The organism is Streptomyces kronopolitis (assembly GCF_050953795.1).
Lineage (GTDB): Bacteria > Actinomycetota > Actinomycetes > Streptomycetales > Streptomycetaceae > Streptomyces > Streptomyces kronopolitis_A.
In genome coordinates, this window is the sequence record NZ_CP191850.1 from 4,473,565 (window position 1) to 4,496,544 (window position 22,980).

General features: G+C 72.5%; 15 protein-coding genes and 1 tRNA gene. 7 read left to right on the top strand and 9 right to left on the bottom strand.

The genetic code is table 11. The features are described from left to right. The first annotated feature begins 388 nt into the window (after positions 1-388). The 4 genes from ACQP17_RS19805 to ACQP17_RS19820 all read left to right on the top strand — a co-directional run bounded on the left by ACQP17_RS19805 (position 389) and on the right by ACQP17_RS19820 (position 5,134). On the top strand, positions 389-964 hold the full coding sequence (locus ACQP17_RS19805; RefSeq protein ID WP_364873100.1) for a SigE family RNA polymerase sigma factor: 576 nt from the start codon (positions 389-391) through the stop codon (positions 962-964). Next, the gene (locus tag ACQP17_RS19810; RefSeq protein ID WP_433857468.1) at positions 961-2,688 is read left to right on the top strand and encodes a hypothetical protein; all 1,728 of its coding nucleotides are present in this window, start codon (positions 961-963) and stop codon (positions 2,686-2,688) included. The genes ACQP17_RS19805 and ACQP17_RS19810 overlap by 4 nt, the downstream gene beginning before the upstream one ends. A gap of 95 nt (positions 2,689-2,783) precedes the next feature. After that, positions 2,784-3,731 (top strand): SURF1 family protein, encoded by a 948-nt coding sequence (locus tag ACQP17_RS19815; protein ID WP_433857469.1) that lies wholly within the window; start codon positions 2,784-2,786, stop codon positions 3,729-3,731. A 113-nt stretch (positions 3,732-3,844) separates the two neighbouring features. Continuing rightward, the gene (locus tag ACQP17_RS19820; protein WP_433857470.1) at positions 3,845-5,134 is read left to right on the top strand and encodes a cation diffusion facilitator family transporter; all 1,290 of its coding nucleotides are present in this window, start codon (positions 3,845-3,847) and stop codon (positions 5,132-5,134) included. Positions 5,135-5,542: 408 nt separating this feature from the next. Here ACQP17_RS19820 and ACQP17_RS19825 read toward each other — a convergent pair whose 3' ends face one another. Continuing rightward, positions 5,543-7,345, bottom strand: a complete 1,803-nt coding sequence (locus tag ACQP17_RS19825) for a S9 family peptidase (RefSeq protein ID WP_433859951.1) — start codon at positions 7,343-7,345, stop codon at positions 5,543-5,545. A gap of 356 nt (positions 7,346-7,701) precedes the next feature. After that, a complete protein-coding gene (locus tag ACQP17_RS19830; RefSeq protein WP_433857471.1) occupies positions 7,702-8,154 on the bottom strand; it encodes a DoxX family membrane protein in 453 nt (150 codons plus the stop codon). 195 nt (positions 8,155-8,349) lie between these two features. Between ACQP17_RS19830 and ACQP17_RS19835 the strand changes: the two genes are divergently transcribed. After that, a complete protein-coding gene (locus ACQP17_RS19835) occupies positions 8,350-9,567 on the top strand; it encodes an amidohydrolase family protein (RefSeq protein ID WP_433857472.1) in 1,218 nt (405 codons plus the stop codon). Positions 9,568-9,938: 371 nt separating this feature from the next. On the opposite strand, the gene ACQP17_RS19840 is transcribed toward ACQP17_RS19835, so the two are convergent. The 4 genes from ACQP17_RS19840 to ACQP17_RS19855 form a co-directional block, all read right to left on the bottom strand. Further along, positions 9,939-13,937: an AAA family ATPase gene (locus ACQP17_RS19840; protein WP_433857473.1), complete on the bottom strand. Its 3,999-nt coding sequence runs from the start codon at positions 13,935-13,937 to the stop codon at positions 9,939-9,941. Positions 13,938-14,618: 681 nt separating this feature from the next. Then, a tRNA-Pro gene (locus ACQP17_RS19845) sits at positions 14,619-14,692 on the bottom strand. Positions 14,693-14,704: 12 nt separating this feature from the next. After that, the gene (locus ACQP17_RS19850; RefSeq protein ID WP_433857474.1) at positions 14,705-15,433 is read right to left on the bottom strand and encodes a Pr6Pr family membrane protein; all 729 of its coding nucleotides are present in this window, start codon (positions 15,431-15,433) and stop codon (positions 14,705-14,707) included. Positions 15,434-15,739: 306 nt separating this feature from the next. Next, positions 15,740-16,666, bottom strand: a complete 927-nt coding sequence (locus tag ACQP17_RS19855; protein WP_433857475.1) for a metallophosphoesterase — start codon at positions 16,664-16,666, stop codon at positions 15,740-15,742. Between the two features lie 133 nt (positions 16,667-16,799). Between ACQP17_RS19855 and ACQP17_RS19860 the strand changes: the two genes are divergently transcribed. Further along, the gene (locus ACQP17_RS19860) at positions 16,800-17,264 is read left to right on the top strand and encodes a GatB/YqeY domain-containing protein (protein ID WP_433857476.1); all 465 of its coding nucleotides are present in this window, start codon (positions 16,800-16,802) and stop codon (positions 17,262-17,264) included. Between the two features lie 129 nt (positions 17,265-17,393). On the opposite strand, the gene ACQP17_RS19865 is transcribed toward ACQP17_RS19860, so the two are convergent. Beyond that, positions 17,394-19,589 (bottom strand): transglycosylase domain-containing protein, encoded by a 2,196-nt coding sequence (locus tag ACQP17_RS19865; protein WP_433857477.1) that lies wholly within the window; start codon positions 19,587-19,589, stop codon positions 17,394-17,396. Between the two features lie 382 nt (positions 19,590-19,971). Here ACQP17_RS19865 and ACQP17_RS19870 point away from each other — a divergent pair, with 382 nt between their 5' ends. Then, positions 19,972-20,313, top strand: a complete 342-nt coding sequence (locus ACQP17_RS19870; RefSeq protein ID WP_364873074.1) for a WhiB family transcriptional regulator — start codon at positions 19,972-19,974, stop codon at positions 20,311-20,313. A 229-nt stretch (positions 20,314-20,542) separates the two neighbouring features. Here ACQP17_RS19870 and ACQP17_RS19875 read toward each other — a convergent pair whose 3' ends face one another. After that, on the bottom strand, positions 20,543-21,892 hold the full coding sequence (locus ACQP17_RS19875) for an ArsA family ATPase (RefSeq protein ID WP_433857478.1): 1,350 nt from the start codon (positions 21,890-21,892) through the stop codon (positions 20,543-20,545). Further along, a complete protein-coding gene (locus tag ACQP17_RS19880) occupies positions 21,889-22,944 on the bottom strand; it encodes an ArsA-related P-loop ATPase (RefSeq protein ID WP_433857479.1) in 1,056 nt (351 codons plus the stop codon). Before ACQP17_RS19880 ends, ACQP17_RS19875 begins: the two co-directional genes overlap by 4 nt. Positions 22,945-22,980 lie beyond the last annotated feature (36 nt).

Sequence of the window (22,980 nt, forward strand, 5' to 3'; positions counted from 1 at the left end):
AAGATTATGTGAGCGAATCGCCGGTACCCCTCTCTTGATCTGGGCTGACGATCCGTTCGACCATGCGCTCCCCGCCACGCTGCAACCGGCAGTCGGGCGGGGCGCGTCTTTGTGGCCGCCCCTCAGGGGGTGGCCCGAGGGACCCGCGGGCCGCACGGTGAGCTCCGGTCGGCGGGCATGCGCGTCGGGGAAAACAGGGCATTCAGGAAGAGCTGGTACGCATGAGGGCATTTGATGCATCGTCAAAAGCGGTGCCTTGCGCGTACAACCCTTGTGGGGGGAAGCGTGTCCAACAAGCGTGGCAGAGGTACTCGGATTCACCATCGCCCCAGCGGGCGCAGCGGCAGGTGCGGCAGTGCGCCCGCCGCTCTCCCGCATGTCCGGGAGCATGCCGGTGATCGCTCCCTGGCCCACCGCGCGTCCCGCACAGATCCCACCGCAACGCGGGGAATCTGACGACGCGATGGCAGCGGGCACCACGGTCGACCACCTCACCGAGACCTATCGCGCGCACTACCGCTCCCTGCTGGGGCTCGCCGCGCTGCTCCTCGACGACACCGCCTCCTGCGAGGACGTCGTCCAGGAGGCCTTCATCCGCGTGCACTCCGCGCGCGGACGGGTGCGCGAACCCGAGAAGACCCTCGCCTACCTCCGGCAGACCGTCGTCAACCTCTCGCGCTCCGCGCTGCGCCGCCGCATCCTCGGGCTCAAGCTGCTCTCCAAGCCGATGCCCGACATGGCGAGCGCCGAGGAGGGCGCGTACGACCTGCTGGAGCGGGACCAGCTGATCCAGGCGATGCGCGGCCTCCAGCGCCGGCAGCGCGAGGTGCTGGTGCTGCGCTACTTCGCCGACATGACCGAGGCGCAGGTCGCCGAGACGCTGGGTATATCGCTCGGCTCCGTCAAGGCCTACGGGTCGCGGGGCATCGCGGCGCTCCGCGTCGCCATGGAGACTCCGGCATGAACGGCACGACGTCCGGCCGGTACGACCCGTACGACTCGCGCGGCACGCACGAAGCCAGCCCCCCGCGCACCGCACACACCCCGAACACCCCGATCACCCTGAAAAACAGCAGCACTTCACCTCACCTCACAGACCCCATGCACCACCGCACACCCCACGGCAACCGGCTCGCCCCGACCGGCCCCCCGCCTCCCGGCGCCCCGTACGGCTCGCCTGACGAGCACCGGCGCCCGGGCGCCCCCGGCCAGGAGGGGCGGCACGGCCCGGCCGGCGCGCGGGGCAGGCCCGGCGAGACGACGCGCGGGCTGTGCGCGGTGCGTACGGCACAGGGGCCCGGAGGCGGCGGACCCGAGGACGGCCACCGGCGCGGCCTCCCGTACGGGAAAGGGGCGAATTCCGGCCAAGAATCCGGCAACGGCGATGACATCGCTGTCGAGGCCGGCACGCCGGATGCCGCCGCACCGGACACGGCAGACACCGGTGACGCGGCCGACCACTCGCCGTACGACGAACACGGCAGGCGCGCCTACGACCACGACGAGGGGCACGCCTACGACAGCCGCGGCAGCCGCCCCTACGACGGCGATGACACTCATGCCTACGACCGCGCGGCCTTCGGCGGCAGCGGCCTAGACGACGGCCCCTTCGGCGGCGGGCGCGGCGGCTCCGGCGAGGGGCCCGGATCCGGCCATCCCACGGGCGGCTTCGGCGGCGAGGACGACCTGCGGCGGCTGCTGCAGTCCCGCGTCGGCGACCTCGAACCGTCACCGGACGCACTGGAGCAGCTGCGCCGTGCCGTGCCCGCCCGCCGGCAGCGCCGCCGCCATGCCGTAGTGGGCGCCGCGGCCGCGCTGCTGCTCGGCGGCACGTCCATCCCCGCCATGGTCCATGTGGCGAACCTCGCCGACAGTTCCGGGGACCGGCCCGCCAACACGGCGAGCAGCCGGCACACCCAGGGCGGCGCCGAGGGCGTGCACGGCGAGGGCACCGAGCAGGCCGGACCCCGGCCGCCCGGCGCGGACGGCGGACTGCCGGGCGCGGACCGGCACGGCGGCCGGGACCGGACCGCGGGCAAGCACGGCGCGGGCCACGGGGCGGGCGCCGGCACCCCCGCCCCGGACGAGACCATGGACGTCACCTCGCCGGTCTGCGGGCGCGAACAGCTCGGCCAGGGCACCAGCACGGTCGGCACCGCCGACTCCGCGGGCCGCGTCTACGGCGCGTTCCGGGTGGTCAACACCTCCAGCACCGCCTGCTCCGTGGAGGGCGGCGGCACCGTCGGCGTGGTCGCCCAGGGCGCCACCAACCCCGACCGCATCCATGTCGTCGACCACACCTCCGGCGACGAAGCCACCGGACTGCCCGACCCGGCCACCACCCCTGACCAGCTTGTTCTCAAGCCGGGGGAGTCGTACGAGGTCAAGTTCGCCTGGATCCCGCAGTCCGGCGGCGGCACCACCGGCTGCGCCAACCCCGGGCCCTCACCGACCCCCGAGCCCACCAAGGACGCCGGACAGTCCGCGGACACCGGGTCCACGGCGGCGGGCGACGGCGGCGGCCAGGCGGGCGGCGACACGGGCTCCGGCGACAGCGGGGCGGCGGCCGGCGGCATCGTCCTCAGCCACACCCCGGAGGCCGGCGAGCCCGCCGCGGCCGACGCCAAGGTCACGGACGCCTGCGCCGGGACCGTGTACCGCACCGAAGCGCTGGCGGCGCCGCGGTAGCCGTGGTCCGGCGGAAGTGCCAGGTCCCGGTGGGCGGGGCCCGGTGCGGAGGGGGCGGTGCGGCCCGGCCGGGTGGGCCCCGTACCGTTAATGGCGTGTACCGGTTCCTGCTGACCCCGCGGTGGTGGGGAATCAACGTGTTCGCCGTACTGGCGATTCCGCTCTGCCTCTTCATGGGGAGCTGGCAGCTGAGCCGCTTCGAGGGCCGCGTCCAGGACCACCAGCAGCAGGAGAGCCGCTCCGCCCGCGCCAAGGCGGCGGCCGCGCGCCCCCTGGAGAGTCTGCTGCCCGTCGACACGGTGACCTCCGGTCGCCAGGCCAGCGCCCGCGGGCACTACGACGCCGGCCACCAACTGCTCGTACCGGACCGCACCCTGAAGGACAAGCGCGGCGAGCGGCAGGGTTTCTACGTCCTTGATCTGCTGCGTACGGACGGCGGCAAGGCGCTCCCGGTCGTCCGCGGCTGGCTGCCCGGCGACGCCGCCTCGAAGGCCGACACGGCGAAGGTGCCCGCGCCGCCCAAGGGCGAGGTGACGGTCACCGGGGCGCTGCAGGCCTCCGAGAACCAGGGCACCGACGGCGTGCAGGCCGGCGGCGGGCTGCCGCAGGGACAGCTCGGCATGATCAGCGCGGCGTCGCTGGTCAACATCGTGCCGTACCCGGTCCACGACGCGTGGATCACCCAGACCGATCCGCAGGCGCCGCTGCACGCGGTTCCGCCGGCCGCCGCCGAGGGCAGCGGGCTGGACCTGAAGGCCTTCCAGAACCTCGGCTACACGGGCGAGTGGTTCGTTTTCGCGGGCTTCGTGGTCTTCATGTGGTTCCGCCTCTTCCGCCGCGACGCCGAAGCTGCCAAGGACCTGGCGCTGGGCATCGTGCCGGAGGGGGACGAGGGCGCAGCGGGCGGCGGCGCGGGGGCGGCCTCGGCTGGGGGTTCGGCCGGGTCCGAGCCGGAGAGCGACCGGGCCGAGGGCTCCGGGGCGGGCCGGGGCGAGGAGCGAGCCGCGGAGCAGGGCGAGGCGGCGCGGGCCGGGCAGGTCTGAGGGTCGTCCGGTGCCGTGGCGGACACCTGCCGCTGCTGCAACCGTGTTGCACCTGGTCAGAGGGCGTACCACGGCAGTAGCTGCAATGGAGCAGCCGTGCCACGGTGGGCCGTATGGCAGGCAACCACACGCACCCGCACGGCCATGAGCACGCGCGCCGTGACCACCGCCACCATGATCACGTGCCCGGTCGCCGTCATGAGGGCGTCGACGGCGGGCCCGGCCCGGACGGCGAGCAGGTGTCCGGGGGCGGCGGGCAGCCGTCCCAGGGGGGCGGGCAGGTGTCCGGGGGCGGCGGGCAGGACTCCCGGCCTCAGCCGCCGCACCGCTTCCGTCGCTGGTCGCGGCTGCGCCACCGGCTCGCCCACCTGGTCACCCCGCACAGCCATGCGTCCACGGACAAGGTCGACGCCGCGATGGAGGCCTCCCGCGAGGGCCTGCGCACCCTGTGGCTCTCCCTGGGCATCCTGGGCCTGACCAGCGTGATCCAGCTGGTGGTCGTCGCGCTGTCGGGATCGGTGGCGCTGCTCGGCGACACCATCCACAATGCCGCCGACGCACTGACCGCCGTCCCGCTGGGCATCGCCTTCGTGCTCGGCCGACGGGCCGCGAACCGCCGCTACACCTACGGCTACGGCCGTGCCGAGGACCTCGCGGGCATCGCCATCGTGCTGACGATCGCCGCCTCCTCGGCGCTGGCCGGCTACGAAGCCGTGGACCGGTTGCTGAACCCCCGCGAGGTCACCCATCTGTGGGCCGTGGCCGCGGCCGCCGTCGTGGGGTTCGTCGGCAACGAGTGGGTGGCCCGCTACCGCATCCGCACCGGCCGCAGGATCGGCTCGGCCGCCCTGATCGCCGACGGTCTGCACGCCCGTACCGACGGCTTCACCTCACTCGCCGTCCTTCTCGGCGCGGGCGGCGCGGCCCTCGGGTGGCGGGCGGCCGACCCCCTCATCGGCCTGCTGATCACCGCCGCGATCCTCATGGTGCTGCGCGACGCGGCCCGGGAGGTCTACCGGCGGCTGATGGACTCCGTCGACCCCGAGATCATCGACGCCGCCGAGGGAGCGCTGCGTTCCGTGGACGGTGTCCGCGGCATCGGCCAGGTCCGGATGCGCTGGATCGGTAATACGCTGCGTGCCGAGGCCGACATCGTCGTCGACTCCCGGCTGACCGTGGTGCAGGCGCACGCCCTCGCGGTAGCCGCCGAACACGCCCTCATCCACGCCGTCCCCCGCCTCACCGCGGCGACCGTCCACACCGACCACACCACCCCCAACGGGACTGACCCGCATGTGGTGTTGGCTCACCATGGTGTGGGTGTGGGTGTGGGTGTGGGGGAGGGAGCGGGATTGGGCGTGGGGGCGGGTGTGGGAGGGGGAGTTGGGGTGGGGGCGGGGTGAGGTGGCCGGGTCGGCTGCTTTCCCCTTCTTCCTCCCCCCCGGGGGCCCGCCCCCTCCCACCCACCTCCACCACCACCTGCCCATGGCCGACTTACGGCCCGGACCAACCCCAAGCTCCAGCCAGGGGACGGCCTCAGCCCAAGCCTCAGCCAGCGCCGGCCTAGAGCCGGGCAACCGATGCCGGCCCAGCCCCCAGCGCCCAGACCCCAGCCCCGTGCCGGTCTCAGCGCAGGCCCAGGCTCAGCCGCGAGCCCAGCCCCAGCCAGGTGCCGGTCTCAGCAAAGGCCCAGCCCCACGCCGGCCAAGCCCCGGCCACCCTCAGCCCCAGCCCACCGGCGCGCACCCCCGACGCGGCCGCCCCGGAGCAACAACCGTCCGTCCGCAACCCCGGGATTCCCAGCCCGTCAACTACTCCTTCGCACCCACATGGCGCTGGGCGAAGTCGAGTTCCAGGCGGACCTGCTTGATGCGTTCCTCCACGACGAGGGAGCCGTGGCCGGCGTCGTAGCGGTAGACCTCGTGGGGATGGCCGCGGCCCTCCAGGCGCTTCACGTAGTTCTCCACCTGCTGGATCGGGCACCGCGGGTCGTTGACGCCCGCCGAGATGTACACCGGCGCCCGCACCGCGTCCACATAGGTCAGCGGCGACGATGCCTCGAAGCGGTCCGGGACCTCCTCGGGCGTGCCGCCCAGCAGGGTCCGGTCCATGGCCTTGAGGGCTTCCATCTCGTCGTTGTACGCCGTGACGTAGTCCGCGACCGGGACCGCCGCCAGGCCCACCGCCCATGCCTCCGGCTGCATGCCGAGCCCCAGGAGTGTCAGGTAGCCGCCCCATGAGCCGCCCGCCAGCACCAGCCGCTCCGGGTCGGCCAGTCCGGAGGAGACCGCCCACTCGCGTACCGCCGCGATGTCCTCCAGCTCGATCAGCCCGACGCGATGCTTGAGCGCATCCGTCCAGGCGCGGCCGTAGCCGGTCGAACCGCGGTAGTTGACGCGGACGACCGCGAAGCCGTGGTCCACCCACGCCGCGGGCGACGAAGCGAAAGCGTCGCTGTCGTGCCAGGTCGGGCCGCCGTGGATGTCGAACACCGTCGGGAAGGGGCCTTCGCCCGCGGGCTGCTGCACCAGCGCGTGGATGCGGCCGCCCGGGCCCTCCACCCAGACGTCACGCACCGGGACCGACCCGGGGGCCTTCATACCCGGCGGGTCCAGCACGACCTTGCCGCTCGTCGAGCGCACCTCCGGGGGCTGCGCCGCAGACGACCAGAGGAACTCCACCGTGCCGTCGGGACGGGCCGTCGCTCCCGAGACCGTGCCGGCCGGGGTCTCGACCCGGGTCAGCGGACGCCCGGCCGCGGATCCCGCGGTCCCGCCCGGCTCTCCCAGCTCGTAGCGCCACAGTTCGCTGCGGGCCTGGAACTCGTGCTCCACCAGCAGGGCCGACCCGTCGGGGTACCAGTCGGCGCCCACGTCTCCGGGCAGGTCGATCTCCAGGGCGGTCTCCACCCCGGTCAGCGGGTCCCAGACCATCGGCTCCCAACGGCCCCGGCGCTGGTGCCCGACCAACAGCCTGGTGTCCCCGTCGACGGGGGCGAAGCCCATCACCGACAGGCCCAGCTCCTGGGTCCCGCCGGCGGTGTCGTCGAGCTCGGCGACCGTGGAGCCGTCGGGCCGGACGACGCGGATCGCGGAGTGCATCGCATCGCCGTGCTCGGTGTGCTCCAGGGCGATCAGCGAGCCGTCGTGCGAGAGATCGCCGACGCCCGCCGATTCGCGGTGCCGGTAGACCTCCACAGGAGATTCACCGGGCCGTACGACATGGACCGTGGAGCCCTCCTCGTCCGTGGAGCAGCCGACGATCGCGGTCCCGTCCCGGCCGATCGCCAGTCCTCCCGGATAGGCGGCGGCGATCCCCGGAGTGGCCGGCTCATCCGGGCCGCCCTCGAAGGGCTGCCGCATCCAGACGCCGAACTCGTCGCCGTCGGTGTCGGAGAACCACCAGATCCACCGGCCGTCCGGCGACAGCGTCCCATCCGTCGTGCCGTTCGGGCGGTCGGTGACCTGCCGCTGCGCGCCGGTCGAGCGGTCCCAGGAGTACAGCTCGAAGGTGCCGGTGGCGTTCGAGACGAACAGGGAGCGGTCCGGGGCGTCCTCGGCCCAGTCGGGCAGCCCGATCCGCGGCGCGCGGAAGCGCTTCTCCCAGTCCGGCATCGCGTCCGCCGCGCCACCGGAGCCCGCCGCCGGCCTCTCGGCTCCCGCTATGGGTCCTGCCGAGTCCGTCGTCCCGGACCCCTGGTGGGTAGGGGGCGTCAAAGATGTCGGGTCGGTGGCGTGAGCTGGGCCTGCGGTCGTCTCGTCAGTCATGAGCCCATTCTGCGCCCGGCGCCGCGAATCCGTCGGCGAGGGTCACCAGGCTGTGGATAACTTCGCCGAATGCGACAACAAACGCCCCTTGACGACGTGCGGGAGGCCGATCGCCCGAGGTGGGACGTGTGCGGCACCCACCTCATGCCTCCTCCGCCCCCCCAACCCGGCCACCTGCGCAGGCCACCCGCCATTCCCCGCCCCTACCGCAGAAACAGCCCCAGGGCCCCGTCGAGCGACCAGCTCTGCCAGCTCACGGCGAGCAGCCCCGTGACCGAGATCAGCCCCATCATCAGGTTCTGCCCCTGCTCCGCCCAGTCGTGGATCATCAGCACGAGGTAGATCAGGTTGAGCACGGCCCCTGCGACCAGGGCTATCGGCGTGAGGAACCCCACGATCAGCCCGAGGCCGAGAGCGAGTTCCGCGTAGGCGACGAGATACGCCATCAGCCGTGGATGGGGCTTCACGAAGCGCGCGAAGCTCCTGCGTACCGGGGGCCACCGGTGATCCGCCGCGATGCCGGCCGCCCAGGTGATGCCGCCGCCGGCGAACCAGGTCTTCTTGTCCTTGTGGCGCCAGCTCTCCAGCCACCACAGCCCGAGGCCGATGCGGAGCACGGCGAACCACTCGGTGCCGCTGAGCCAGATCGTGTGCATGCTGCCCCCTCGCCTCACCACTTAGCTGACGATGTGTCAGTTCAGCGGACGGCGTGCGAACGCGCAAGGGGTGGAGTTCCCGGCCGTGCCTTGTCGTCGAAGGGGGTAGCCCATAACCTCGGAACTGATGGGTCGTCAGAAACCGGTCCCGGAGTGTGAGGGTGTGACGCACCGGCGGGCAGTTGGGGGTACAGCGTGAGCAGCATCGACAGCGGCACGGCGGAGCTACCCAAGGTCATCAGCGTGGACGATCACGTGATCGAGCCCGCGCACCTCTTCGAGACCTGGCTTCCGAAGAAGTACCGCGACAAGGGGCCGAAGCCCTTCACCGCCGGGATCGGAGAGCTGGAGTACGTCGGGGGGAAGTACCGCTTCACCACCGACCCCGAGGGCCAGATCACGGACTGGTGGCAGTACGAGGGCCTGATCTTCCCGTACAAGCGCATCATCGCCGCCGTCGGCTTCTCGCGCGACGAGATGACCCTGGACGGGATCACCCGGGAGCAGATGCGCCGCGGATGCTGGGACCCCAAGGCCCGGCTGGCGGACATGGACCTCAACCACGTGGAGGCGTCGCTCTGCTTCCCCACGTTTCCGCGCTTTTGCGGCCAGACGTTCGCGGAGGCCGAGGACAAGGAGGTCGGGCTCGCCTGCGTCCGGGCGTACAACGACTGGATGGTGGAGGAGTGGTGCGGGGACAGCGGCGGCCGGCTGATTCCGCTGTGCCTCATCCCGCTGTGGGACGTCGACCTCGCCGTCGCCGAGATCCGGCGCAACGCGGCACGCGGCGTACGGGCGGTGACCTTCAGTGAGATCCCGACGTATCTGGGCCTGCCATCCATCCACTGCGGGTACTGGGATCCGTTCTTCGCCGCGTGCGAGGAGAACGGCACCGTGGTGAACATGCACATCGGCTCGTCGTCACAGATGCCGGCGGCCTCGCCGGACGCGCCTCCGGCGGTGCAGGCCTCGCTGAGCTTCAACAACGCCATGGCCTCGATGATGGACTTCCTGTTCAGCGGCGTCCTGGTGAAGTTCCCCCGGCTGAAGCTCGCCTACAGCGAAGGGCAGATGGGCTGGATCCCGTACGCCCTGGAGCGCGCCGACGACGTCTGGGAGCAGCACCGGGCGTGGGGCGGGGTGAAGGACCTGATCCCCGAGCCGCCGTCGTCCTACTACTACCGGCAGATCTTCTGCTGCTTCTTCCGGGACAAGCACGGCGTCGAGGCGATCGAGACGGTGGGCGTCGACAACGCGACGTTCGAGACCGACTACCCCCACGTGGACTCGACCTGGCCGCACACGAAGCAGGTCGCCGCCGAACACGTGGCGGGCCTCCCGGAGGACGTGACCTACAAAATCCTCCGCGGCAACGCGATCCGGATGCTGGAACTGCCGCTTGATCAAGGGTGATGTGAGGGGTGGGGTGCAGGGCTCGGCCGGCGTCGCGTCCAAGGGGAGGCCGTCTTCCTCGGCGGAGTCCACTCCGATTTCCAGGAAGAAACGCCCCCCGGAACAGGCGACACCACCCCCGACCCCAACCACGCAAATGCCCGACCGCTGGCGACGGGGGATGCACCAGCGATCGGGCTGGGGGCAACACTAACAAGGCTGCTCGGGCGGCGGGAGCCAACTTCCCGGCTGCAATGTCGTGTTGTGACGGGGATCACGTGACATGGGCTGTCGAGGGCGGGAAACGGGGGCTGAAGGGGCGTGTGGGTGTGGTGAGTGGAATATTTCCGTCCGGTACCGGTGCAAATCGGGTTCGGTCGGGGGCGGCTCCGTCACCCGTCGCACAGTGACGTGTAGGAGAGGCGGGGCAGGTACTCGTGCCACGTCTTCGGCGTCAGAACGCCCCGGGTGGTCGCGCAGATGCGGTGGATCGCCTCGTCGGAGTCCAGGTTCCACAGCCGTACGGAATCGGCGCCGCTGGAGACGCCGAGCAGATGGCTCGTGGGGCTGAACGACAGGAAGCTGCCCGTCTTGGCGTCCGGGTTCATCGAGGGGCCCAGGGGAGTGGCCCGGTCGGGGTGGGTGACGTTCCAGAGCTGGACGCGGTCGTCGTTGCCACTGCTGGCCAGGGTGTGGCCGTCCGGGCTGAACGTCAGCGACACGATGGCTTCGGTGTGGCCCTTGAGGGTGGAGAGCCGGGTGGTCTGGGAAGGGTGGGTGACGTTCCAGAGCCGGACGGTGTTGTCGTCGCTGCCGCTGGCCAGGGTGTGGCCGTCCGGGCTGTAGGCGAGCCGGTTGACGGGGCCCAGGTGCCCCGTGAGGGGGGCGCCGAGCGGGGTGGCGTGACGCGGGTCGGCCACCCGCCAGAGCCGGACCGTGGCGTCCGCGGCGCCGCTGGCCAGGGTGCGGCCGTCCGGGCTGAAGGCGAGGGAGTTGACGTAGCCCGTGTGGCCGGCGAGCGGCGCGCCGAGCGGGCGCACGCGGGACGGGGCGCTGACGTCCCACAGCTGAACGGTGCGGTCCTCGTGGGCGGTTGCCAGGGTGCGCCCGTCCGGGCTGAAGGCCAGCGCGCCGGCGCCCGCGTAGCGCGTCCGCAGCGCGACGGGCGGTCCGCAGGGGCGGGGCCGGGCCGGATCGGTGACGTTCCACAGCCGCACCGTGTGGTCGGCCGTCAGTGCCGCGAGCATGTGGCCGTCCGGGGAGAAGGCCATCGACCGCACACCCCCCTTCCCGGGGGTGAACGGTGTGCCCAGCAGGGCGGGCCGGCGGGGCGTGCGCACGTTCCACAGGCGCGCCCGGCCGTCGCGCGCGGCCGTGGCGAGGACCTGTCCGTCCGGGCGGAATGCCCCGATACGGCCGATCATGTCCGACGCCGGTATCGACCACAGGCGGGCCTCGTTGTCGCCGCTCCCGGTGGCGAGGGTGCGCCCGTCGGGGCTGAAGCTCACCGCGTACATCTCGCCACTGCTGCCCGCGAGCGGCTCGCCGACCTGCGAGGGGTACGCCGGATTGCGGACGTTCCACACGCTGGCGGTGCTGTCCGCGCTGCCGGCGGCGAGCATCGTCCCGTCGGGGCTGAAGTCGACGGACCACACGGGGCCGGTGTGGCCGGTGAGAGGCGCACCGAGCGGTTTCGGCCGCCGTGGCGCGGCCACGTTCCAGAGCCGGATGGTGTCGTCCGCGCCGCCGCTGGCGAGGGTGCGGCCGTCGGGGCTGAAGGCCACGGAGTGCACGGTGCCCTCGTGACCCCGCAACACCGGGGCGAGCGGCGTCGGATGGCGCCGGTCGGCCATGTCCCACAGTCTGATCGCGTGGTCGTCGCCGCCGGCCGCGAGCGTGTGTCCGTCGGGGCTGAACGCCACGGAGCGCACCGCGTCGGTGGGGCCGGTCAGGGGGGCGAGCGGCCTCGGCCGGTGCGCGCCGCGCAGGTCCCACAGGTGGACGGTGTGGTCCTCGTCGGCGGCGGCCAGCGTGCGTCCGTCGGGGCTGAAGGCCAGCAGGTAGACCGAGCCGCCGTGGCCGGTCAGGGGCGCGCCGACCGGACGCGGATAGCCGGGGTCGCGCACGTCCCACAGCCGGATCGCGCCGTCGTCCGACGCGCTGGCGAGGGTGTGTCCGTCCGGGCTGAAGACGGCGGTGCTCACCCAGCTCGTGTGGCCGGTCAGCGGCTTGCCGAGGGGCAGGGGGCGCGCCGGGTCGGCGACGTCCCACAGCCGTACGGTGCGGTCGTAGCTCGCGGTGGCCAGAATCCGTCCGTCCGGGCTGAACGAGGTGAGGTAGACGGCGCCGGTGTGGCCGAGCAGCGGCGTGGCCAGCGGCGCGTTCACCGTCGAGATCAGCCGGCTGTCCGTCCCGGCGTCGTCCGGCCGCAAATGGTGCGCCACCAGGTCGAGCCGGGCGGAGAGCGAGGGATCCGTGTACTGGGCGCGGTCGGCTTCGGCGAGCACCTGCGCGAACACCGCGTCGTCCCGCTGCCGCCAGGCGACCACCGCCGCACCGGCCGCCAGCACCGCAAGGACGGCCAGCGCCGCCACCGCACCGCGGCCGATCCGGACCGTGCGCCTGCGCAGCCGGACCGAAGCGGCCAGGAACTCCGCCGCGTTCCGGGTCAGAAAGGTGTCACCGGCGGACCGCGCCCAGGAACGGGCCTGTTCCAGCCGCGAACCCCGGTAGAGCAGCGAGGCGTCGCGGTGCGAGCCCTCCCAGGCCCGGCCGTCCTCCTCCAGCCGCTGGCGCAGCAGATTGCCCTTCCTGTCCTCGTCGATCCAGTCGCGCAGCCGGGGCCAGGCGTGCAGCAGCGCCTCATGGGTGATCTCCACGGCCTCCGCGTCGAGCGTCACCAGCCGGGCGTGCACCAGCGCTTCGAGCGACTCCGCCGTCCTGCGCGGATCCGCGGACTCCTCGGCCAGTTGGCGCCGCGTCCCCCGCCGGCGGGTGGCCCGGGTGTCCTCGCCGAGCCGGACCAGCCGCAGGAGGAGCAGCCGCGCGGCCGTGCGGGCGGTCGGGCCGAGACCGGACCAGGCCCGCTCGGCGGTCGCCGCCACCGCGCCCTGGATGCCGCCCGCCGCGCGGTAGCCGGCCAGCGTCAGCCGCCCCGCCGTGCGCCGCTGCCAGGTGGCGAGCAGCGCGTGGGACAGGAGCGGCAGCACCCCCGCGTCGTGCGCGCCGCCGAGGCCGCCGGCACTGACCTCCCGGACGATCAACTCCGCCAGCCCCGGTTCGAGTTCCAGCCCCACCGCCTTGGCCGGACCGGTCACCGCTTCGCGCAGCTCCGCGGCGGTCAGCGGACCGAGCACCATGTGCCGGTGCTGCAGCGCGTCGGCCAGTTCGGGATGGCCCAGACACTGCTCGTAGAAGTCGGCGCGGATGCCGAGGACGACGAGGACGGGGGCCGGATCACCCGGGGCCGCGGGCGTGCAGGCGGCGTGCAGAAGCGCGAGGAACGTGCGGCGGCTCGCCTCGTCGGAGCAGAGCGTGAAGGCCTCCTCGAACTGATCCACGACGAGGACCGGACGGGCCCCGGAGGGCGCCGTGCGCCGCGCCCACGCCGCCGCGGCCTCCCGCACCGCCCGCGCGTGGTGCGGAGCGCGGGGCTCCTGCCCCGCCGGCTCCGGCGCGACGGTGGCGAGGGGAGCCAGCTCCGGTATCCGGCGGGTCAGCTCCGCGACCGGATCGGCGCCCGGCACCAGCCGCAGTACCTCCCTCGCCCGGCCGCTCCCGTCGCCCAGCGCGCCGTCGTGCACGGCGGGTACCAGACCGGCGTTCAGCAGCGAGGACTTCCCCGCCCCCGAGGCGCCCACGAGCATGACCAGACCGCCCGACTCCTGCGCCGCGCGGAGCTGGGCGACGAGGGCGGCGGTGCTCCGCTCCCGTCCGAAGAACCACCGGGCGTCGTGCCGGCGGTACGCGGCCAGCCCCTGGTAGGGGCACACACCGGGCACGGCCGGGGCCTCGGCCGGGAGGCGTTCCTCGTCCTCCGCGGGGGCCGCCGCGCGGTCGCCGACCGCGCGTTCCCACAACAGCTGCCACTGCGCCAGGTCGTACAGGCCCGCGGACACCGGCGCGGGCCGCACCCGCCGTGCCTGGGGGATCAGGACGTGCAGCACCGCGGCGAGGGCGGCGAACTGGGCGGGTACGTTCCTGGCCCGCCGCCAGTCACTGATCCGCTGCACGGACACCCGCACCGGCCGCCCGCGTTCGTCGACCCGGTGCAGCCGGACGACCGCTTCGGCCACCTTCTTGAGGGGAGGGTTGCCGGCCTCCTTGTAGAGCAGCGCGAGACGTTCCGCGAAGGCCGTGCGTGCCCCTGAGCCGGAACTCAAGGTCTCCACTCCTTACTTCCCCCCGCGCCTGGACATCCGGACCGGAAAACTCACCTTATCTGGCTGACCTGCGACGATGCCGTCGGCCCGATGCCACGAGCTCCTCCGGAAGAGCCACACCTGACAGGATCACGACGCAGCAGCGCAGCACGCGGCGTCGCCCTCACAGGCCACCGTCCGGCGCTCGGAAAGACAACCCCCGGGGCAAGGTCTCGTAGCTTCCGCCGGAGTGACGCCGGCGGTCACGGAACGGGCGCAGGAGCGTGAGCCCCCCTGGCGCGCGGGCCCCGCCAGGTACTGCCGCCACGACGACCACGGGTGCCGCCAGGCTCGATCCGCGCCGGTACGGGGGGCGCGGATCGGCGCAGCCGCGCCCTTCGGTACCGGTCCCCACGAGGGGAGGGACCGGTACCGAACGGCGCGGCACGGGGGAGTGTGCGCGGGCCGGGGACGGCAGTGGCGGTCAAGTGGTTCTCGGAGGGGCGGCGTTGTTCCGCCCGCCGACTGTGGCGCGGATCACTTCGCGTCCGCGCCCCGCACGTGGGAAAAACCCCTGAAGGAGCGTCAGTGGGCGGCGCTCACGGGCGCGCACTTCCCGTCTTCTCCCAAGCCTTCCGCCCCACCCGGGCGGAGAACACGTCAGGCCCGGTTTCCGTTTCCGGAAACCGGGCCTGAACTGCTACTTCTCAGTCGGGGTGGCGGGATTTGAACCCACGACCTCTTCGTCCCGAACGAAGCGCGCTGCCAAGCTGCGCTACACCCCGAAGCAACGAGCTCTACTTTAGCGGACCGATCCCCGTAGGTGAAATCCGGTTCCCGCGAAGCCGGGGAGCGGGCCTGACCTGGTCGATCCCGATGACGATCAAGGGGAGGAGGCAGCCGGCCAGTCCGATGCCGAGCGCGGTGGCGGCGCCGGGCGACGGGGCTCCGGCGGCGGCCGGGAAGGCGAGGGCGAAGGCGAGGTAGAGGAGGGGGTAGACCGGCCACTGCCAGGTACAGGCCGCACGGAAGCCGCGCGGCGCCGTCAGCAGGAGCCAGTCGGCGAGGGCGGCCAGGGGCGTCGCGAGGTAGAGGAGCTGGTGTGCGAGTGCCTGGGGGACGGTGGGGGCGGCGGCGTGCGGCAGGGCGAAGGCCGTGGAGTCCGCGGCGGGGAGGGCGTGGTGGAGAAGGGCAGGGAGGAAGAGGAAGGGCAGCAGCGCGCCGGTGAGTCGGGGGCTCACCACGCGGCGGCCGTTCCAGGCGCGGTGGGCCGCGGCGGCGAAGACCAGCGCGGCGGCGAGGTTGGCCTGCACGGGAAAACGGGCGAGGAGCGCGGCCGGGGCGGTGGCGCCGGCGGCCGCGAGGAGCGTGCCCGTGAGCGCGGCCGCGCTGATGAGGGCACGGAAGGCGGCCGCCCGGGGGCGGCGGATCCGGGGGGCGACGGCCGCTGCCGGGGTGCGGGCGGCGGCACCGGCGGGACCGGTGGCGTGGCGCGTGGACTGCGAGGTCCGGGTGGGGTCGGACATTCCTCCACGTTACGGCGATGATCAGCGGGCGCGGGAGCCCCCGTCCGGCAAAACTCCGGCCCGGGGGAGCCCGTGGCAGGGCCCTTCGCCGCCGCGGGCGGGTGCCGGCCCGAGCAGCGGCATGGATTCCCGGGCCCCGGACCGCGCCGGCGCCGGGACGGCCGGCGTCAGCGCCCCGACCGCCTCAGTCCCCCGACCGTGTCAGCCCGTACGGCGGCACTGCCCGCCCGGCTCGTGTGCGCCGGCCGCCGACCGCGTCACCCTCCGTCCCGACCGGACCCGCTCCGGCGTGCTGCCTGCCGGCCCTCAGCCCCGCTCGGTCAGCGTCAGCAGGGTGGCCTCCGGGGGGCAGGCGAAGCGGACCGGGGTGTACCGGTTGGTGCCGCAGCCGGCGGAGACGTGGAGGAAGGACGTGTGGCCGCCGGCGGTGTGGGTGGACAGGCCCTTCACCCGGTCGGGGTCGATGTCGCAGTTGGTGACGAGGGCCCCGTAGAAGGGGATGCAGAGCTGGCCGCCGTGCGTGTGGCCGGCCAGGACCAGCGGGTAGCCGTCGGCGGTGAAGGCGTCCAGGGAACGCAGATAGGGGGCGTGGACGACGGCCAGGGAGAGGTCGGCGCCGGACTCCGGGCCGCCGGCGACCTCGGCGTAGCGGTCCCGCTTGATGTGCGGGTCGTCCAGGCCGGTCAGGGCGATCTCGATGCCCTCCAGCTTGAGGCGGCCGCGGGAATTGGACAGGCCGACCCAGCCGGCCGCGTCGAACGCGTCGCGCAGGTCCTCCCACGGGTTGTGGACCGCCCCCACGACGGGCGCGTTGCCGTTGAGGCCGTGCCGCCCCCTGACCCGCTCGACCAGATAGCGGGCGGGGTTGCGCAGCTTGGGTCCGTAGTAGTCGTTTGAGCCGAAGACGTAGGCGCCGGGGAACTCCATCAGCGGGCCCAGCGCGTCCAGCGTCTCCGGCACGCCCTCGGTGTCGGAGAGGTTGTCGCCGGTGTTGACGACGAAGTCGGGGCGCAGCCCGGCGAGCGACTGCAGCCAGCGCTGCTTCTTGCGCTGTCCGCTGACCATGTGGATGTCGGAGACCTGCAGGACGCGCAACGGCCGCATGCCCCGGGGCAGTACGGGCACGGTCACGCGCCGCAGGCGGAAGGAGCGGACTTCGAAGCCGGCGGCATAGGTCAGGCCGGCCGCGCCGACTGCGGTCAGGGCCAGGGGTACTCCGTATCGCGCGCGCATGCTTCCATCGTCGCAGAGTGACGGGGGTGGGTGCAGCGCACGGGCGGGCCGGGGTCCGCCGGGTGGGGGTAGGGCCGTTGCCCGGCGGGAAAAGGCGCGGCGGTTGTCGGTGGGTGGGGGCATACTCGACGGCATGACCACGCTCAAGTCCAAGTTGCGGGATGACCTCACCGTCGCGATCAAGGCGCGCGACGAGCTGCGTTCCTCCACCCTCCGCCTCACGCTGACCGCGATCCAGAAGGAGGAGGTCGCGGGCACGGTGGCACGCGAGCTGTCCGACGACGAGGTCGAGAAGATCATCGCGCGCGAGGCGAAGAAGCGCCGGGAGGCCGCGGACGCCTTCTCCCAGGCCGGCCGCGCCGAGCAGGCCGAGCGGGAGCGCGCCGAGGGCGGGGTGCTCGCGGACTATCTGCCCCAGCAGCTGACCGACGAGGAGCTGGCGGGCCTGGTCGCGGCCGCCGTCGCGGAGGCCAGGGCCGGCGGCGCCGAGGGGCCGCGGGCGATGGGCGCCGTCATGAAGATCGTCAACCCCCAGGTGGCCGGCCGCGCCGAGGGTGGTCGGGTGGCCGCGGTGGTGAAGAAGCTGCTGGCCGGCTGAGCGGCGGCGGTCCTTCCGCCGGAACGCCGAGGGGCGCCCCCGTGGTGGGGGCGCCCCTCGCCGCGTTCCGTAGGGGCGACCGGCACATGCCCTACGGGCCGACCGGCCGCCCACGGGCCAACGGGCCGTCTACCAGCCGCCGTTACCGCCGCCCAGAATGTCCGGGAAGCCGGGGATGTGCAATCCGCCGCCGTGCTTCTTGCCGTGGCCGCCCCGGCCGGGCTTGTGCGGCCCGGGGCCCTTGTCGCCGTCGTCGCCCCGGCCCTTGTCCTTGACGGGATCGTCGATCGGGACGGTGGGCAGCCCGGGCGCCGGCCGGCCGTCCAGGGCGCCGGTCATGGCGTCCCGCCAGATGGGTCCGGGGGTGTCGGCGCCGTAGACCTTGTCGTGCGGCACCCCGCCGATGGTGATGTCGTACATCTTGCGCTTGTGCTGCGGGTCGCCGACCCAGACCGCACCGGCCGCGTTCGGGGTGTAGCCCACGAACCAGGCGGCGTAGCGGCTGTCGCTGGTGCCGGTCTTGCCGGCGCTGTCCCGGCCGTGGAGGCCGGCCTCCTTGCCGGTGCCGTCCTCGACCACGCCCTTGAGCAGGGTGTTGACCGTGTCCGCGGTCTTCTTGGACATCGCGCTGCGGCAGCTGGTCTGCGGGACCCGCATCGCCCGGCCCCGCGCGTCGGTGATCGACTCGATGGCGACGGGGGAGCAGTACTCCCCGCCGTTGGCGAAGGCGGCGTACCCGGCGGCCATGGTCAGCGGCGACATCTCCTGCACGCCGAGGGTCATCGACGGCACCTGCTGCAGCGGCTTGCCGTCCGCCCGCTCGATGCCCATCTTCTGGGCCATCTTCACCGCGGGGCAGATGCCCATGTCGCTGATCAGCTGCACGAAGTAGGTGTTGACCGACTTCGCGGTCGCCTCCTTCATGCCGTACGGGCCGACCTCTTCCTTGTTCTCGTTCTGGGTGGTGTCGGTGCCCTGCCACTCGCCGTCGCAGGTCTGCACCGGGCTCGGATACGGCATCCGGTACGGCGAGGGGTACTCCTGCTCGGGACTGGTCCCCTGCTCCAGCGCGGCCGCCGCGATCACCGGCTTGAAGGTCGAGCCGGGCTGGTACCCGGCGCCCCCGCCCATGCGGTGGTCGACCGAGAGGTTGATCACGGTCTGGTTCGCGCCGAAGCCGTACGGGCGCGACTGGCCCATGCCGAGGATCTTTCCGGTGCCCGGCTCGACGATGCTGGCGGCGCCGGCGACCGGGTCGTCGTCGTAGACGTGCTCGGCGAGCGAGGACTGGATCGACTTCTGGGTCTGCGGGTCGAGGGTGGTGCGGATGGTCATGCCGCCCTCGTTCCAGCGCTTCGCCCGGATCTTCCGGGTCTTTCCGAAGGACTTGTCGCCGAGGAAGGTCTTGCGGATGTAGTCGCAGAAGAAGCCGGCGCCGTCGGTGGCGGTGATGCAGCCGTTCTTGGGGCGGCTGACCGCCAGCTCGATCGGCTTCTTGGCGGCCGCGTCGGCCTGCGCCTGCGTGATGTCCTTCAGGTCGGCCATCCGCTGCAGGACGGTGTTGCGCCGCCGGGTCGCCTCCTGCGGGTCGTTGACCGGGTCGTAGCGGCTGGGCGACTGGACGAGACCGGCCAGCAGCGCCGACTCCTGGAGGTTCAGGTCCTTGGCGTCCTTGCTGAAGTAGCGCTGCGCGGCCGCCTCGACGCCGTAGGCCTGCTGCCCGAAGAACGTGATGTTGAGGTAGTTCTGCAGGATCTTGCGCTTGCCGAGTTCCTTCTCGACCTGGATCGCGTACTTCAGCTCTTTGATCTTGCGGCCGATGGTCTGCTGGGTGGCCTGCGCGACCTTGTCCGGGTCGTCGCCCGCCTCCTCGACGAAGACGTTCTTCACATACTGCTGGGTCAGCGTCGAGGCGCCCTGGGAGACGCCGCCCGACTGGGCGTTCTTGTTGACCGCCCGCAGGATCCCCTTCAGGTCGACGGCGCCGTGCTGATAGAAGCGCGCGTCCTCGATCGCCACGATCGCCTTCTGGATGTACGGCGACATGTCCTTGATGCCGACGACCGTGCGGTCACGGGAGTAGACCTTGGCGATCTCACCGCCGTCGGCGTCCAGGATCCTGGTCCGCTGGCTGAGGGGCGGGGTCTTGAGGTTCGCCGGGATGTCGTCGAAGCCCTCGACGGTTCCCTTGGCGGTGAGACCGAGCGCCCCGGCCGCCGGGAGCGCGAGACCGGCGAGCACCGCTCCGGCCAGGACGCTGACACCGAGGAACTTGGCGGCCTGCTGCGTCTTGGACAGACCTCCGCCGTCGCGCTTCTTAGGCATGAGGGCACCCTACGTTCTTCATCCGCCGGACAGGGGTGCACCTGTTCGTTTAGCCTGTTCTCGGCTGCCCAGCTGAACGGTTACGCATGAGTTCGTCAACCCCCACTCCCTGCGGACCGCGCCCCCACGTGTCCGTGTATGACGACAAAACTCCCGTGTCAGGGCGGTGAACTATCCCGCCTTGGGTGCAAAGTGAGGTATGCCCTGCGGTCACTCCGTTGGGTGATCTGCCGCATACGCATAGTCCGTTCGGACCATTCAAGATTGGGCCCGAAGGGGGTGTTGCGCCCTGCCTGCCTTCCGTAACGTCCTCAACTGGCAACGGTGAATATGCCGATTGCCGCCGTGGGGGAGCCTCGATTCGGGAGAGGACGGCGCCAGCATGAGCTGGGTAACCGACTGGAGTGCACAGGCAGCCTGCCGCACTACCGATCCGGATGAACTGTTCGTTCAGGGAGCGGCGCAGAACCGCGCCAAGGCGGTGTGCACCGGATGCCCGGTGCGCACGGAGTGCCTGGCCGACGCCCTGGACAACCGGGTGGAGTTCGGCGTGTGGGGCGGGATGACCGAACGCGAGCGGAGGGCGCTGCTGCGCCGCCGCCCGACCGTGACGTCGTGGCGCCGGCTGCTGGAGACAGCGCGCACGGAGTACGAGCGCAGCACGGGCATCCTGTCCGTGGACTGTGAGGACGAGATGTTCGACGCGTTCGCCGCGGTCGGGTAGCCCCGGCGGCCGGCCGGGAGACCGGAGAAGAGTCGGAGCAGTCGGAAGAGCCGCTGGAACTTGGCCGAGAACCTTCGGCCGATGGCTCGGTCCGGTCGCGCTCGGTCCGCTCGTCGGACCCGGTGGTGGGCGAGCGGTGGAAGGGGGGTGGCTGAGCCGGCGTATGTACGGCTCAGTCGTCGGTGTCGGTAGCGATTTGCCGGCGGTGCTGGTCGGTCTTCGCGGTCGTTCAGTCGTCGGTGTCCGTGAGGTTCTGTGCCAGACGGTCGCCGATGGCACGCAGTCCCGCGAGGTCATGGACATCGCCGGGCAGCGCGGCGACCTCCGTCACCGGAACTTCGGGATGCAGCGCGGTGAAGCGATCCCGCGTGCGTCGTTCGCGTGCGAGCACCTGCATGCGTTCCGCGTGCAGTCGGAGCAGCCCGGCGGCCAGTTGCGCTGCCGAGGCCGAGGTGGGTGTCACATGCTCCGCCGTGGCGGGGGAGAGGCCGCCGGCGGTACGTGGTCCAGCCTTCCCGGCGTCGAGATCCACAATGCCGTCGGCTTCAAGATTATTTTCTGCGGGGGCGGTGGACGCCGGGTGGGTGTCCGCCCCGTCCGCATGGGTGTCCTCGGCCCGCTGGTCCGTCAGGGCCTCCGCGGCGGCCAGCGCGCGCTCGGCGCTGAGTTGGGACGCGCCGCTGCCGTGCACGCGGTTCAGCACCAGACCGGCCAGCGGCATCTGCTCGGCGGCCAGCCGCTCGACGAAGTACGCCGCCTCGCGCAGCGCGTCCCGCTCCGGCGCGGCCACCACCAGGAACGCCGTGCCGGGCGCCTGCAGCAGCCGGTAGGTGGCGTCCGCGCGGGTGCGGAAGCCGCCGAACATGGTGTCCATGGCGGCCACGAACGTCTGCACATCGCGCAGGAGTTGGCCGCCCATGAGCTTGCTGAGGGTGCCGGTCATCATCGACATGCCGACATTGAGGAACTTCATGCCGGCCCGGCCGCCGACCTTCGCCGGGGCCATCAGCACCCGGATGAACTTGCCGTCCAGGAAGGAGCCGAGACGCTTGGGAGCGTCCAGGAAGTCCAGGGCGGAGCGGCTCGGCGGGGTGTCGACGACGATCAGGTCCCACTCGTCGTTCGCGCGCAGCTGGCCGAGCTTCTCCATCGCCATGTACTCCTGCGTGCCCGCGAAACCGGCCGACAGGGACTGGTAGAAGGGGTTCTCCAGGATGGCGCGGGAGCGGTCGGCGTCCGCGTGGCCCTCGACGATCTCGTCGAAGGTGCGCTTCATGTCCAGCATCATCGCGTGGAGTTCGCCGCCCGCGGACTCGTCGACGTCCTTGACCCGGCGCGGGACGTTGTCCAGCTCGGAGATGCCCATGGACTGGGCCAGCCGCCGGGCCGGGTCGATGGTCAGCACGACGACCCGGCGGCCGCGCTCGGCGGCCCGCACGCCCAGCGCCGCGGCGGTCGTCGTCTTGCCGACACCGCCCGAGCCGCAGCACACCACGATGCGGGTGTGCGGGTCGTCGATGAGTGCATCGACCTCCAGCCGCGGGGCCGAGGCGTCCAGCGTCGTGGTGTCCGCGGTCATATGGGCCCCTGTTTCCGCAGGTCTCTCGCCAGGCGGTAGAGCCCGGCGAGGTCCACTCCCTCGGGGAGCAGCTCCAACTCGTAGGTGGGCAGGCCGATGGCGGTCAGTTCGGCGTACTCGGCGCGCTCCAGCTCGACCCGCTCGGCGTGTTCGCGGGCCTGCTCCAGCAGGGGGTCGATCAGCCGGTCCGCCAGGCCGCCGCGGCGGGCGCCGCCCAGACCGGCCTGGGAGAGCGCCTTGGCGACGCCTGCCCGGGCGCCGCGGGCGGCGATGTCGAGATCGCCGTTGTCCAGCAGCGCCGGGCGGGTCATGTTGATGACGATGCCGCCCACGGGGATGCCGGCGGCGCGCAGCTCCGCGACGCCGTCCGCGGTCTCCTGGACCGGCATCTCCTCCAGGAGCGTCACCAGGTGCACCGCGGTCTCGGGCGATTTCAGGACGCGCATCACGGCCTGCGCCTGATTGTGGATCGGCCCGATCTTCGCCAGGCCGGCCACCTCGTCGTTGACGTTCAGGAAGCGGGTGATGCGGCCGGTCGGCGGGGCGTCCATCACCACGGCGTCGTAGACGAACCTGCCGTTCTTGTCCTTGCGGCGGACGGCCTCGCACGCCTTGCCGGTCAGCAGGACGTCCCGCAGGCCCGGCGCGATGGTGGTGGCGAAGTCGATCGCGCCGAGCTTCTTCAGCGCCCGGCCCGCGCTGCCGAGCTTGTAGAACATCTGGAGGTAGTCCAACAGGGCGCGTTCGGCGTCGATGGCGAGGGCGTGCACCTCGCCGCCCCCGCGTCTGCCGCCGCCCCGGGGCACCTCGCCGCCGGACTCGGTCCCGGCGGCCGCCCGGAGCGCCGCGCCGTCCGACGCCGGAGCCACCGCGATCTTGCGTTCCTCGTAGGGAAGCGCTTCGGTTTCGAACAGCTGGGCAATGCCCTGCCGGCCCTCGACCTCGACCAGGAGGGTACGGCGTCCCTCGGTGGCCAGGGCGAGGGCGAGGGCGGCGGCGACCGTGGTCTTGCCGGTGCCGCCCTTGCCGCTGACGACATGGAGCCTGCTCACGCCAAGGAGCCTAACCAGTCTGCGTCCCGAGTACGC